The sequence below is a fragment of the Rathayibacter sp. VKM Ac-2856 genome (assembly GCF_013205055.1).
GTDB lineage: Bacteria > Actinomycetota > Actinomycetes > Actinomycetales > Microbacteriaceae > Rathayibacter.
Genome location: NZ_JABMLF010000001.1, coordinates 107,090 through 119,577, shown reverse-complemented (window position 1 = coordinate 119,577; position 12,488 = coordinate 107,090). Strand labels below are relative to the sequence as shown.

Below are 12,488 nucleotides of genomic sequence, written 5' to 3'. Positions count from 1 at the left end.
CGTCCCCGGGGTCAGCGGCCGCCCCTGCCGAGGAGGCCGACGAGGGCGGTCGCGAGGGCGTGGTCGACGGTGTCGGGCACCGGGCCGGCGCCGTTCCAGGGGACCTCGCGGCGCGCGATGGCGGCGAGGCTGCGCGCCTGGAGGGAGAGGCCGAGGTCCATCGCCTGGATCGGGTTGCCGCCGGCGGCGGTGAGGTTGATCATCCGGGTGCCGTGCAGGACGACGACCTCCCTGCCGTCCGCCAGCTCGTAGAGGATGCGCGCGTCCGCGTCGCCGCCCGCGGGTGACAGGTCGACGCGGCGGACGGCGCTGCTCGCGAGCGCCTCGTGGTCGAGCTCGAGGCCCTCGTGCCCGACGCCGACGAGGATCACGCCGTTCTTGAGCCGCGCGAGCTGGTCCGCTCCGATGACGTTCCGGGCGCCGGTCGCGAGGAAGAGGACCTCGGTGCTCGGGAGGACCGCGTCGAGCGGCCCGACGAGGTGGCCGCGCATGATCGCCTCGAGGGCGCGGAAGGGGTCGCGGTCGACCACGCTGACGATCGCGCCGAGACTGCGCAGGACGTCGGCGACGCCCTTGCCGCAGGGGCCGTAGCCGACGACCGTGGCGCGGGCGCCGGGGAGCATCGAGTTGGTCGCGTTCATGAAGCCCTGGACGATGCTCTGCCCGACGCCGTGCTCGTTCTCGACGATGAGCTTCAGCCGGCTGTCGTTGATCACGACGACCGGGAAGTCGGGCGCGACGGGCAGGGCGCGGACGGCGGCGCCGCCGGTGGTCGTCTCCTCCGTCGCGCCGAGGAAGCCGGCCGAGCGGGGTGCGCCGCGCGTGAGCTTGGCGATCAGCTCGCCGCCGTTGTCCATGACGAGCTGAGGCTCGGCGGCGAGCACCCGGTCGAGGTTGCGGTCGTGCTCGGCCGCCCCGTCGGTCCGCCGGCCGATGACGTCGACGCCGAGGGCGCGGAGGGCTTCGGCCGTCTCGGGGACGGTGGTGCCGACGTTGCCGGTCAGAGTGACGCGGCTGCCCTGCTCCAGGAGCCAGCGGCAGAGGACGGCCGTCTTGGGTTCGATGTGAAGGCAGATGCCGACGTGGAGACCGTCGAGGACCGGCGAGTCGCGGTCGATGCTGTCGGCGAGCAGCGGCGTGTGCCGAGCCGCCCAGTCGAGCGAGGGGTCGCCGGAGGGCGTGAGGGTGCGTGAGGACATGGCAGAGCGGCCTTTCGGGAGATGAGGGGGTACGGGAGGCGCCGGGAGGGCGCGGGGGTCGGTCGGGGACCGACCGCCGTACTCGGATGCATCTCGCGTCGAGTGTCGTCGCTGCCGTAGAGGGGGATCCGTCGATCGGAGACGATCTCGGCGGGACCGGCGATCTCCGCGGCTCCGGAGTCGACGACGGGCTCGCTCATCGTCGGCACCTGCAGCTCACGCTGCGAACCCTACCCCCGCGCCTGGGCAGCGGGGAGCCTGTCGTCTCAGCGCCCCGCGCCGCGCTCCTGCTCGGCCCGGTGCGCCTCGCGCGCCGCCCGCCCGGCGACCGCCGCTCCGTGGAGGGTGAACGCCAGCACCGCGACAGACCCGACGAGCACCGAGATCAGCACCGCTTCGATCGGGACCGGCAGCGCCGCGGGAACCGCCGACGCGATCGCGCACCAGCCCGCCGCGAGGGTCGGCCCCTTCGCCCGCCGATGGGCGGCGAGCCACGCGGCGTCGCTCGCAAGCGTCGACGCCGTGCGGATGCCCGCGATCTGATTGCGCCTCAATCGCCCGCTCGCCGCGGCCCGCGCCATCCAGAGCACCAGCACCCCGGAGCCCGCCATGACCAGCCCCAGCACGATCCGTCCGATCACGTCCTCGTCCATCCATCGAGCCTAGGAAGGGCTCGCCCTGGCCGCGAATCGGGCGGTCGTGCTCGGTGCCCGACCTCCGGGGCGGCATGGGGTCGCGGCGGCCGCTCGGTCGCGCCCGCGACGGCCGACGGCCGAGGTCGACGACAGCCGTCGGACAACTCGTGATCCGCGTCCACCGCGCCGATTCCGCGGTCCGAGTCAAGGCCTGGGCGACCCTTCCGCTCCCCGGTAGGAAGTATGCGCACACATACTTCTCGACGATCGGAGCCCGCATGCTCGCCCCTGCACGAGCCCGCACGCGCGCCGGCAACCCCGCGCTGCTCGCTCCGTCAACCCTGCCCGCGCTGCCGATGGACTCGGACCGGGTGCTCGTCATCCGTGCCGCGTCGGGCGACGACCGGGCCTTCGCGGCGATCGTCGAGCGCTACTCCGGACTGCTGCGGGCGATCGCCGCGCGCACGCTCGGCTCCTCCGCCGATGTCGACGACGTCGTGCAGGAGACGTTCCTCGCCGCCTGGACGCACCTCGACAGCGTGATCGACGGCAAGACGATCGCCGGCTGGCTGGCGACCACGACCCGTCGGCGCAGCATCGACCGGCTGCGCGCACCCGCGGTCGCGCGCCGGACCGAGCTGGACGAGGAGCTGCCGGCGCTCGAGAAGGACGATCCGGAGGCCGCCGGCCGGTGCGCCGCCCTCGCCGCCGACGCGCAGCGGGTGCTCGAGCGGATGCCGGCGCTGCAGCGCCGGTGCTGGGAGCTGCGGCAGCTGCACGAGCTCAGCTACGACGAGATCGCCCTCGACCTCGACCTCACCCCGACCGCCGTCCGCGGACTGCTCTCCCGCGCGCGCCTGCTGATGGCGAGCGAGCTCGCCCACTGGCGCTGACTCCCCCGCCTCGGCAGGGGATGGGGCGGGAGCGCGATCCGCTCTACGCTTCCACGATGACCCGCACGGACCCGCCGACCCGTCCCCGCAACCTCGCCGGCCTGATCGGCTTCCTCCTCGCGATCCTGATGACGGTGACGCAGATCGTGCTCGCGGGCGCGACCACCGCGATCCCGCTGCTCGCCTACGACCGCGGCCTCGACGCCGCGGGCATCGGCGCGATCTTCACCGCCATCGCCCTCGGCCAGCTGCTCCTCGCCGCCGCGACCACCGGGCTCGGCGTCGTCGGCGTCGTCCAGCGCGACCGTCCGCGCCTGCTCGCCGCGATCGCGCTGGGCGTCGGCGCGCACGGCGTGCTGGTGGGCCTGGCGACCCTCGTCCTGCCGCCGCTGGTCGGACTCGCCCTGCAGTGAGCGCCTCCGATGGCAGGATCGGTGCCGTGGATGCGGAGCGGGTTCTCGGTGACGGACGGGCCGACGGAGTGTGGTGCCGGCTCGGCGAGCCGCGGACGGTGGCGCAGATCGCTCTCGGCGGGCCCGGCTGGCTGTGCCTGGACGCGCAGCACGGCGCGTTCGACGACGCGACGGTGCTCGCGAGCATGCTCGCGCTGGCCGCGGTCAGCGGCAGGCCGCCGGTCGCGGTGCGGGTCGCCGGGCTGTCGGATCCGCTGATCGGCCGGGCGCTCGACGCCGGGGCGGACATCGTCGTCGTCCCGATGATCGAGTCGGTCGAGGACGCGCTCGCGGCGGTCCGCGCCGCGCACTACCCGCCGCTCGGGCGTCGCAGCTGGGGCCCGATGAGCGATCTCTGGGGCGCGACTCCCCCGTCGGCCGCCGAGGCGCGGACGGCGCTCTGGCTGATGATCGAGACGCAGGCCGGTCTCGACGCCGTCGAGGCGATCCTCGCGGTGCCGGGGGTCGCCGGGGTGATCGTCGGCCCGTTCGACCTCGCGATCGGACTCGGGAGGGACGTCTCGGACCTGCTCGCCGCGGACGGACCCGAGGATCCGCTGCCGAGGATCGCGGCCGCCGCCCGGCGCGCCGGCAAGGGCGCGGGCGCCTATGCGGGCGACCCGGAGCGTGCCCGGCAGCTGCGGGCGCTCGGCTTCCCGAGGGTCGCCGTCGCGACCGACCAGTCGCTGATCGCGCTCGGGACGACCGTGGCCCTCGGCGCGGAGGCCTCCGACTCCGGCTACTGAGCCAGCCCTCGGGTTCATCACGAGCGGAGCCGGCCGGCGAGCTCGACTCGGGCGGAACCGTCTTTCGGCTCGTGTCAGGCCTGCGGGTCGGCCCAGGAACGGCGGCTGCCCCACGGCGCCGTCGGCGCCCCGGACTCCGGTGCCGTCGCGGGCACGTGCGCGAGCAGCCGGGAGCGCAGCCGCTCGACGCTCCGAGTCCCCGCCGGCCGGAGCCCGAGCAGGCCCGGCTCCTCGACGGGACGCAGCAGCACCGACCGCAGGCGCTTGCCGCGCGTGAAGGAGAGCACGAGCTCGCTCCGGCCGCGCGGGCCGACCGACCGCCGCTCGACGCGCCGGATCTCGTCCCACGGCACCTCGGCCTCGTCCGGGCCGACGAGCAACGTCAGGACCTCGTCGGACGGGACCAGGACCACGTACGGGCGGAGCCCCGGGTGGGCCAGCGTCGGATCGGCGAACACGAGCAGTCGCGCGAAGTCGGGCCCGCCGCGGACGACGACTCCGCCGGTCGCGCTCGCGGCGATCAGCGCCCGCGGCGCCGCCAGCTGGCGGGAGACGACCACGACGACTCCGAGCACCACGACCCCGATGAGGACGACCGGCACCGCGAACAGCAGCGGGAAGTCGAACCCCGCCTCGAGGAAGCGGTCGACGGCGGACGGCTCGGGCACGCGATCACGCTACCGGCCGGGCGCTCAGGCGGCGGGGGCGCGCGCCGGGGGCTCCGGCAGCACGCTCAGCCCGCGGGAGCTGTTCGCCTCGTCCATCAGTGCGCGGAGCCACGCGGGGTTGGGCGCCACCTCCACGGCGCCGCGGAGGGCGAAGGCCAGGGCGGTGGACGGGTGCATCCAGAGCGTGCGGCGGCCGTGGCCGAGCGCCGCGCCGACGGGCAGGTGGAAGCCGAAGCCCTCGCCTCGCCGCAGCTTGGCGAGGATCACCGTCTGCAGGCGCACGAGGGCGCGGTCGTCGAAGAGGAAGGGGACGGGCAGGGATCCGTAGAGCAGCGTGCCCACGAGCAGGAAGAGTCCTCACGGTCGGGAACGGCCGCGATCGGGCGATCGAGCCTGTCTGCAGGCTACGGACGACCACCGACATCGGAGTCCGGACCGCGCACGACGACGGCGGCGCCCCCGGGGTGGGGACGCCGCCGTCGATTACTGGCACGAGGTCGGTCAGGGAGTGGGGGTCTCCCCCGGCTCCTCCGCCGCCGCCGCGGACTCGTCCTGGCGGGTCACGGTCAGCTCCGAGATCCGGCGGCGGTCGAGGGCGGCGACCTGGAGGGTCACGCCGTCGATCTCGATCGAGTCGCCCAGCTGGGCGAGCCGGCCGAGCCGCTCGATCACGAAGCCGGCGACCGTGTCGGACGCGCTCGGCGGCAGGCGCACGCCGGTCGCCTCCTCGAAGTCCTGGAAGTTCAGGCGGCCGTCGATCGTGCCGCCGGCCTCGAGCAGCTCCTGGGAGTCGCTGTCGGTGTCGTACTCGTCGAAGATCTCGCCGACGACCTCCTCCACGAGGTCCTCCAGGGTGACGATGCCGTCGGTTCCGCCGTACTCGTCGACGACGACCGCGATGTGCTGGCCCTGCGCCCGCATCATCGACAGCGTCGGCAGCACCCGAGCGGTGGAGGGCAGGTAGGCGATCGAGCGCACCAGCTCGCGCAGCGGCCGCTGGGCGTCCGACCGCGCCGACTCGAAGAGGTCGCGCACGTGCACGAAGCCGACGATGTCGTCGATCGAGCGGTCGAGGACCGGGTATCGGGAGTACGGGAGGTCGCGGATCTCGGCGATCGCGTCGATCAGGGTGTGCGAGCCGTCGAGCGGGACGACCTCGGGGCGGGGCCGCATGACCTCGCTGAGCTGGCGGTGGCGGAGCGAGAGGACGTCGTCGAGGATCTGCCGCTCGTCCTCGGGCAGCCCCTCGTGGCTGGAGACGATGTCGCGCAGCTCCTCCTCGGAGAGCTCCTCCCCCGCCTTGTTCGGGTCGCCGCCGAGCAGGCGCACGACGAGGTTCGTCGAGAGGGACAGCAGCCAGATCACCGGGCGCATCAGCACGGCGAAGCCGTTGAGGATCGGCGCGATCGCGTAGGCGAAGGCCGCGTTGCGCTGGATGGCGAGGCGCTTGGGCGCGAGCTCGCCGAGCACGAGCGAGAGGTAGGCGATCACGAGGGTCAGGACGACCGTCGCGGTGGTGACCGCTGCCGTCTCCTCGAGCCCCAGCGAGGTGAACAGGGGCGCCACCGCGGGGGCGAGCGACGAGGCGCCGTAGGCCGCGGAGGCGAAGCCGGCGACCGTGACGCCGATCTGCACCGCGGAGAGGAAGGTGTTGGGGTTGCGGGCGAGAGCGGCGACCTTCTCCCCGCGCTTGCCGCGCAGGGCGATCGCGTTGATCTGGCTCTCGCGCAGCGTCACGAGCGCCATCTCCGTCGCCGCGAACACACCGCCGATCAGGACGAACGCGAGGACGAGCCCGATGTTCAGCGCGATGTCGCCGTTCACCTCGGACCACCACCCCGGACTGCGAGAACGCCCGGGGTCACCCGGGCGCTCGGACTATGACCGTCTGATGATGAATCACTGTGGGAAGGCATAGGAAGACGGTAGTGGACCCGGCTGCTAGAACTCCTCGAAGCGGCCCGGAGGGGAGCACCGCGGCCGGGCTCCCCTCCAGGCTCCGCGCGGTGCTCCCCGCAGGGCTCGTCTACTCCTTCCGCCGGTCCTCCGGCCGGGTCGTCCGGATGCCGGTCGTCCCGGTGACGGTGTTGACGCCCTCGGTGTCGATGTCGGTCGGGCGCTCGCCGGGACGGAAGGCCGTGTCGACCGCCGACTGCAGCGACTCGTCCACGACGGTCGCGGCGACGATCGCCCGCTCCATCCGGTTCTGCCGGGAGCGGAGGAACAGCCCCAGCGCGATGATCAGGATGAGCGCGAGGTAGCAGACGGCCGCGAAGGGCCGGGTGACCAGCGCGGTGAGGTCGCCCTGCGAGAGCTGCAGCGCCCGGCGCAGCTGCGCCTCCGCCATCGGGCCGAGGATCAGCCCGATCACCAGCGGCGCGACGGGGTAGCCGAAGCGGCGCAGGAAGTAGCCGACGACGCCGACTACGAGCAGGATCACGACGTCCACCGTGGAGAAGTTCACGGCGTAGGCGCCGAGGACCGCGAAGGTCAGGATCCCCGCGTAGAGGTAGGGCCGCGGGATCTGCAGGAGCTTCACCCACATCCCCACCAGCGGCAGATTCAGCACCAGCAGCATCACGTTGCCGATGTAGAGGCTCGCGATCAGCGCCCAGACGAGGCCGGGCTGGTTCGTGAACAGCTGCGGCCCGGGCTGGATGCCGTAGCTCTGGAAGGCCGAGAGGATGATCGCCGCGGTCGCCGTCGTCGGGAGGCCCAGCGTCAGCAGCGGGACGAGGACGCCGGCCGCCGCCGCGTTGTTCGCGGACTCCGGCCCGGCGACGCCCTCGATGGCGCCGCGGCCGAACTCGTGGCGGTGCTTCGAGAGCTTGCGCTCAGTGGCGTAGGAGAGGAACGTCGCGACGTCCGCTCCGCCGGCCGGGATCGTGCCGATCGGGAAGCCGATCGCGGTCCCGCGCAGCCACGGCTTCCACGAGCGCTTCCAGTCCTCGCGGGTCATCCAGCTGCGCCAGCCCCGGGTCACGGGGATGATCTGGACGTGGCCGTGCCGCATCCGCGACGCGACGTAGAGGGTCTCGCCGACCGCGAAGAGCCCGACCGCGACGAGGACGACGTCGATGCCGTCGGCGAGCGGGAGCAGGCCGAAGGTGTAGCGCTGCTGGCCGGAGAGGATCTCCGTGCCGACGAGCCCGACGAACAGGCCGAGCCCGAGCGAGCTCAGACCCCGCCAGACCGAGGAGCCGAGCAGCGCGCCCACGGTGATGAAGGCGATGACCATCAGGGCGACGTAGTCCGCCGGCGCCAGCGTGACGGCCCAGGCCGCGATGGTCGGCGCGAGCAGGGTGAGCAGCACGGTGGCGACGGAGCCGGCGACGAACGAGCCGATCGCCGCGGTCGCGAGGGCCGCGGCTCCCCGCCCGACCTTGGCCATCTTGTTGCCCTCGAGGGCGGTGACGATGGAGGCGGACTCGCCGGGGGTGTTCAGCAGGATGCTGGTGGTCGATCCGCCGTACATGCCGCCGTAGTAGATGCCCGCGAAGGTGATCAGGGCGGCCGTGGGATCGAGCGTGTAGGTGAGCGGGAGCAGCAGGGCGACGGTCATCGCGGGCCCGATGCCGGGGAGCACGCCGACGGCGGTGCCGACGAGCACCCCGAGGAAGGCGAAGACCAGGTACTGCGGCTGGGCCGCCGTCGCGAAGCCCTCGAGGAGGGCGCCGATGTTGTCCATGTCAGCGTCCGATCAGGTCGAGGAAGGGCTGCAGCCAGCCGAGCAGGGGGCCGAGCGGCAGGGAGAGGCCGAGCAGTCCGCCGAAGAGGATCTGCACGGCGAGCCCGAGCGCGAGGCCGACCAGGAGCGCGACCCACCACTTCTTCGCGCCGAGCGACCAGGCCACCCCACCGAACAGCAGCGCCGCGGCCAGCGCCCAGCCGAGGACGTCGATCAGGGCGATGTGCGCGACGACGAAGGCGACGAGCTTGCCGAGGGTGACCCAGTCGGTGGAGGCGTGGGCGTCGATGTCCTCGCCCTCCTCCTGCGGCCCGAGCCGTCCGCGGAGGACGTCGACGAGGACCATGACCGCGGAGAGCGTCAGGATCGCGCTCACCAGGAACGGGAAGACGCGCGGGCCCACCTGGCTGCCGGAGCCGGGGGTGCGGATGGAGAACGCGCCGACGAACACGAACACGCCGAGGGCGATGGCGAGCACGACGAAGATCAGCTCGCCGATCCGGCGCGAGCGGTCGGCGTCCGCGGGCGAGGCGGTGGTCGCGGTCACCGCCTCGGCCCCCGGCGCGGGAGCTGCGGGCCGGGCCATCAGTCGACCAGGCCGATGTTCTTCAGCGTCGCGCCGACCTCGGTGATGTCGCTCTCGAGGAAGGTGCTGAAGTCGTCGCCGGTGAGGAAGGCGTCGGTCCAGCCGCGGGTGTCCAGCTCGCTGGTCCAGGCCTCGCTGCCGTGCAGCTCGGTGACGAGCTCGGTCAGCGCGGCGGTCTCCTCCTCGGTGATACCCGACGGGGCGAGCACGCCGCGCCAGTTGGTGAGGGTCACGTCGTAGCCCGCGTCGGCCATCGTCTCGACGTCGGGCAGCGACTCGACCGGCTCGGCCGAGGAGACCGCGAGGGCGCGCATGGTGCCCGCGTCGATGTGCTCGAGGAACTCGCCGACGCCGGAGATGCCCGCGCCGACGTTGTTGCCGAGGATCAGCGACACGGCCTCGCCGCCGCCGGAGTTGGGGATGTAGTTGAGCTTCTCCGAGATCTCGCTGCCGGACAGACCGGCCGCCTCGAGCAGGAGGCCGGCGAGGATGTGGTCCGCGCCACCGGCCGAGCCGCCGGTCACGGTGACGTCCTGGCCGTTCTCGACGATCGCCTCCGTGAGGTCCTGGAGCGTCTCGTACTCGGACTCGGCCGGGACGACGACGACGAGCGCCTCCTCGGTCAGGCGGGCGATCGGAGTCGTGTCCTCCATCCGGACGTCGGCGGCGTTGGTCTCCACGGCGCCGACCATGACGAGGCCGGTGACCATCAGCGTGTTCGGGTCCTGCTCGTTGGCGAGGGCGGCGAGGCCGACGGTACCGCCCGCTCCGCCGATGTTGGTGACGGGCGCGGAGCCGACGATCTCCTGATCGGTGAGCAGCTGCGACATCGCCCGGCCGGTCTGGTCCCAGCCTCCGCCGGGGTCGGCGGGGACGATGATCTGCAGCGACTCGACGGCGCCGCCCGAGGCGCCGGCGCCCGTGTCGGTGCCGGAGTCGGTGCCGCCGCCGGAGGAGCAGGCGGTGAGGGCGAGGGTCGACGCCGCGAGGACGACGAGCAGGGGCCTGGTGCGCAGGGACGGGGTTCGCAGGGACTGGGTGCGCAGCGAGTGGGATCGCAGGGTCTGGATTCGCATGATCGTTTCTCTCCTTTGAGAAGGGCCCGGGTGCGGGGGCGGGCCGGTTCGCGGTGACCGCGGGGAGCGCGGTGCGCGGGACAGAACCTACTGAGCGCTCCGTGCCGCACAGGGGTTACGGAACTAAGACGCCGGTTCCGTAACTATTGGTCTGGGCCGGTCGCTCTCGTTTCGATCTCGACACGCACTGCACCGCGCGAGCGGGCGTCATGATGGGCGAGTGGGTCGAGCACCGTCGCTTCGAGTGCAGCTCCTGGTTCTCCAGGCGCTGATCGTCGCTGTCGCCGTCATCGCGACCGGCCTCGTCGCCGGCTCGCTGCAGGAGCGCTCCCTGCGCGACGCCTACCTCGACCGCATCACCGGTGTCGCCCGCTCCGTCGCGAACCTGCCCGCGATCACCGCCGCCTTCGACGACGCGGACCCCTCGGTCGTGATCCAGCCGATCGCCGAGGTGATCCGCGAGGCCTCCGACGTCACCTACGTCGTGGTCACCGACCGCGAGGGCGTGCGCTACTCGCACCCCGACGCGGAGCGGATCGGCGAGCGGGTCTCGACCGATCCGTCGGTGCCGCTGGCGGGCGACACCTTCGTCGGCACGCAGACCGGCACGCTCGGGGAGTCCTGGCGCGTCAAGGTCCCCGTCTTCGATGCGGACGGCGCCGTGATCGGGACCGCATCGGTCGGGATCCTCGAGTCCGCGCTGCGGGAGGACCTGCTGGGGCACCTCGGCTGGCTGCTCTGGGCGATGGCCGGCGCCGCCGTGCTCGGCATCTTCGGCGCTGCGGGGGTGACCGCCATCATCCGGCGCCGCATCTTCCGGCTCGAGCCGAGCGAGATCGCCTCCCTCGTCACCCAGCAGGAGACGATGCTCCACCGGCTCTCCGAGGGCGTCGTCACCGTCGACGACACGGGTCGCATCGTCGTGATCAACGACGCCGCGCGCGCCCTCCTCGACTACTCCCCCGACCCCGCGCAGCCGCCGCCGCGCGCGCAGGACGTGCTCGACGCCCCGCTGCTGGACGTGCTCGAGGCCGGGGAGCGCGAGGGGCGCCTCGTGCTCGCGGGCGAGCGGATCCTGATCGCCCGCGGCACCGGCACCCGTCGCGGCGACCGCACGATCGGCGGGACGCTCCTGCTGCGCGATCACACCGAGCTGCACCAGCTGCTGCAGGACATGGACGGCGCGCAGTCGCTGACGGCCGGCCTGCGCGCCCAGGCCCACGAGTTCGCGAACACCATGCACGTCGTCTCCGGCCTGCTCGAGCTCGACTGCGTCGACGACGCGCGGGCGTTCATCTCCCGGCTCGGCACGAGCGGCCCGCTCGGGATCGGCGGCGCCATCGCTCCGGAGATGGTGATGGAGGATCCGGAGCTCACAGCGCTGCTGATGGTCAAGAGCGCCCTCGCGCGGGAGCTGCGGATCGATCTCGCGGTGTCCTCCACGCCGGAGGCCGAGCTGCTCGCGGGTCGGCTGCCCTCGGTGCTGCGGGACGACGTCGTCACGATCGTCGGCAACCTGGTCGACAACGCGCTGGAGGCCTGCGGACCCGGCCACCGCGCGCAGGTGACGTTCTCCGCCGTCGGCGGGGAGCTGCTGATCGAGGTGGACGACGACGGAGCCGGGATCGCCCCGGAGCGCTGGGAGCAGGTCTTCGAGGAGGGCGTCTCCTCCAAGCGCGGAGCCTCGGGCGCCGAGCCGCGGATCCACGGCCGCGGCATCGGGCTGACGCTCGTGCGCCGCGTCGCCGAGCGCAACCACGGCACGGTCGCCGTCGGCGCCTCGGCGTGGGGAGGGGCGCGCTTCACCGCGCGCCTGCGCCTCCCCTCGGCGGTCCTGGCGGGAGGCGTCTCGTGAGCGCTCCGCTCTCCGTCGTCATCGTGGACGACGACACGTCGATCGCCACGCTGCACGAGCGGTTCGTCGCCGCCCACCCCGGCTTCCGCGTCGAGGAGGTCGCCTTCGACGGGCCCTCCGCCGTCACCGCGATCCTGGCTCGGCGCCCCGACGTGGTGCTCCTCGACTTCCACCTGCCCGGCCACTCCGGGCTCGAGGTGCTGCGGGCGGTCCGCGCCGCCGCCGGTCCGCAGCCGGACTTCATCGCCGTGACCGCGGTCCGCGACGTCGAGAGCGTCCGGGCGGCCCGCGCGGCCGGGGTGCACCACTACCTCGTGAAGCCCTTCACCGCCTCCGCGCTCCGGAACCGGCTCGACGAGGTCGCCCACGACCGCCGGCTGTTCGCGGGCGCCGCCGGGCTCCAGCAGAACGAGATCGACGCCCTCTTCACCCCGGGCCCGCGCGGCTCGAGCACGCCGAAGGGACTCAGCGCCGAGACCCTCGAGTCGATCGTCGGCGCCCTGCGCGTCGACGTGGACGTCTCCGCCACGGAGGTCGGCGCCGCCGTCGGCATCTCGCGGGTGAGCGCACGCCGCTACCTGGAGTACCTCGTCCTCTCCGGCCGCGCGACCCGGACCCTGCGGTACACGACCGGGCGGCCCTCGAGCGTCTACGCGCTCTCCGGCTGATCCGCCCCGGGCACCGCGCTCC

13 protein-coding genes are annotated in these 12,488 nt (G+C 73.3%); 5 read left to right on the top strand and 8 right to left on the bottom strand.

Going from position 1 to position 12,488, the window contains the following annotated elements:
• Window positions 1–11: 11 nt before the first annotated feature.
• Together HQQ82_RS00505 and HQQ82_RS00500 are read right to left on the bottom strand one after the other, a co-directional pair.
• Complete coding sequence (locus HQQ82_RS00505) at window positions 12–1,199, bottom strand: adenosylhomocysteinase (protein ID WP_173231152.1); 1,188 nt, start codon at window positions 1,197–1,199, stop codon at window positions 12–14.
• Window positions 1,200–1,465: 266 nt separating this feature from the next.
• Window positions 1,466–1,852 (bottom strand): SdpI family protein, encoded by a 387-nt coding sequence (locus HQQ82_RS00500; RefSeq protein WP_173231151.1) that lies wholly within the window; start codon window positions 1,850–1,852, stop codon window positions 1,466–1,468.
• A 260-nt stretch (window positions 1,853–2,112) separates the two neighbouring features.
• On the opposite strand from HQQ82_RS00500, the gene HQQ82_RS00495 reads away from it, so the two are divergent.
• The 3 genes from HQQ82_RS00495 to HQQ82_RS00485 are packed head-to-tail and all read left to right on the top strand — an operon-like array spanning window position 2,113 to window position 3,925.
• Window positions 2,113–2,727, top strand: a complete 615-nt coding sequence (locus tag HQQ82_RS00495) for an RNA polymerase sigma factor (RefSeq protein ID WP_173231150.1) — start codon at window positions 2,113–2,115, stop codon at window positions 2,725–2,727.
• Window positions 2,728–2,783: 56 nt separating this feature from the next.
• A complete protein-coding gene (locus HQQ82_RS00490; RefSeq protein ID WP_173231149.1) occupies window positions 2,784–3,140 on the top strand; it encodes a hypothetical protein in 357 nt (118 codons plus the stop codon).
• Between the two features lie 26 nt (window positions 3,141–3,166).
• Window positions 3,167–3,925, top strand: a complete 759-nt coding sequence (locus HQQ82_RS00485) for an aldolase/citrate lyase family protein (protein WP_216848109.1) — start codon at window positions 3,167–3,169, stop codon at window positions 3,923–3,925.
• Window positions 3,926–3,999: 74 nt separating this feature from the next.
• On the opposite strand, the gene HQQ82_RS00480 is transcribed toward HQQ82_RS00485, so the two are convergent.
• From HQQ82_RS00480 to HQQ82_RS00455, 6 genes are all read right to left on the bottom strand, one after another.
• Window positions 4,000–4,593 carry a hypothetical protein gene (locus HQQ82_RS00480; RefSeq protein ID WP_173231147.1) on the bottom strand — a complete coding sequence of 198 codons (594 nt, stop codon included), beginning with the start codon at window positions 4,591–4,593 and terminating at the stop codon, window positions 4,000–4,002.
• A gap of 24 nt (window positions 4,594–4,617) precedes the next feature.
• Window positions 4,618–4,935, bottom strand: coding sequence for an ATP-dependent DNA ligase (locus HQQ82_RS00475; protein ID WP_173231146.1), 318 nt, complete (start codon window positions 4,933–4,935; stop codon window positions 4,618–4,620).
• Between the two features lie 159 nt (window positions 4,936–5,094).
• The gene (locus HQQ82_RS00470; protein ID WP_173231145.1) at window positions 5,095–6,417 is read right to left on the bottom strand and encodes a hemolysin family protein; all 1,323 of its coding nucleotides are present in this window, start codon (window positions 6,415–6,417) and stop codon (window positions 5,095–5,097) included.
• Between the two features lie 202 nt (window positions 6,418–6,619).
• Window positions 6,620–8,281 carry a tripartite tricarboxylate transporter permease gene (locus HQQ82_RS00465; protein WP_173231144.1) on the bottom strand — a complete coding sequence of 554 codons (1,662 nt, stop codon included), beginning with the start codon at window positions 8,279–8,281 and terminating at the stop codon, window positions 6,620–6,622.
• Window position 8,282: 1 nt separating this feature from the next.
• Window positions 8,283–8,867, bottom strand: a complete 585-nt coding sequence (locus tag HQQ82_RS00460; RefSeq protein ID WP_173231143.1) for a tripartite tricarboxylate transporter TctB family protein — start codon at window positions 8,865–8,867, stop codon at window positions 8,283–8,285.
• Entirely contained in the window at window positions 8,867–9,943 is a 1,077-nt protein-coding gene (locus HQQ82_RS00455; RefSeq protein WP_173231142.1) for a tripartite tricarboxylate transporter substrate binding protein, read from the bottom strand. The genes HQQ82_RS00460 and HQQ82_RS00455 overlap by 1 nt, the downstream gene beginning before the upstream one ends.
• Before the next feature lie 244 nt (window positions 9,944–10,187).
• On the opposite strand from HQQ82_RS00455, the gene HQQ82_RS00450 reads away from it, so the two are divergent.
• Complete coding sequence (locus HQQ82_RS00450; protein WP_367947745.1) at window positions 10,188–11,798, top strand: ATP-binding protein; 1,611 nt, start codon at window positions 10,188–10,190, stop codon at window positions 11,796–11,798.
• A complete protein-coding gene (locus HQQ82_RS00445) occupies window positions 11,795–12,466 on the top strand; it encodes a response regulator (RefSeq protein WP_173231140.1) in 672 nt (223 codons plus the stop codon). Before HQQ82_RS00450 ends, HQQ82_RS00445 begins: the two co-directional genes overlap by 4 nt.
• The last annotated feature ends 22 nt before the right edge of the window (window positions 12,467–12,488 follow it).

Excerpts from the sequence above, each read along its gene's own strand:
- HQQ82_RS00460 (WP_173231143.1), bottom strand. The coding sequence starts at position 8,867 with ATGGCCCGGCCCGCAGCTCCCGCGCCGGGGGCCGAGGCGGTGACCGCG.
- HQQ82_RS00455 (WP_173231142.1), bottom strand. The coding sequence starts at position 9,943 with ATGCGAATCCAGACCCTGCGATCCCACTCGCTGCGCACCCAGTCCCTG.
- HQQ82_RS00490 (WP_173231149.1), top strand. The coding sequence starts at position 2,784 with ATGACCCGCACGGACCCGCCGACCCGTCCCCGCAACCTCGCCGGCCTG.
- HQQ82_RS00505 (WP_173231152.1), bottom strand. The coding sequence starts at position 1,199 with ATGTCCTCACGCACCCTCACGCCCTCCGGCGACCCCTCGCTCGACTGG.
- HQQ82_RS00495 (WP_173231150.1), top strand. The coding sequence starts at position 2,113 with ATGCTCGCCCCTGCACGAGCCCGCACGCGCGCCGGCAACCCCGCGCTG.
- HQQ82_RS00465 (WP_173231144.1), bottom strand. The coding sequence starts at position 8,281 with ATGGACAACATCGGCGCCCTCCTCGAGGGCTTCGCGACGGCGGCCCAG.
- HQQ82_RS00500 (WP_173231151.1), bottom strand. The coding sequence starts at position 1,852 with ATGGACGAGGACGTGATCGGACGGATCGTGCTGGGGCTGGTCATGGCG.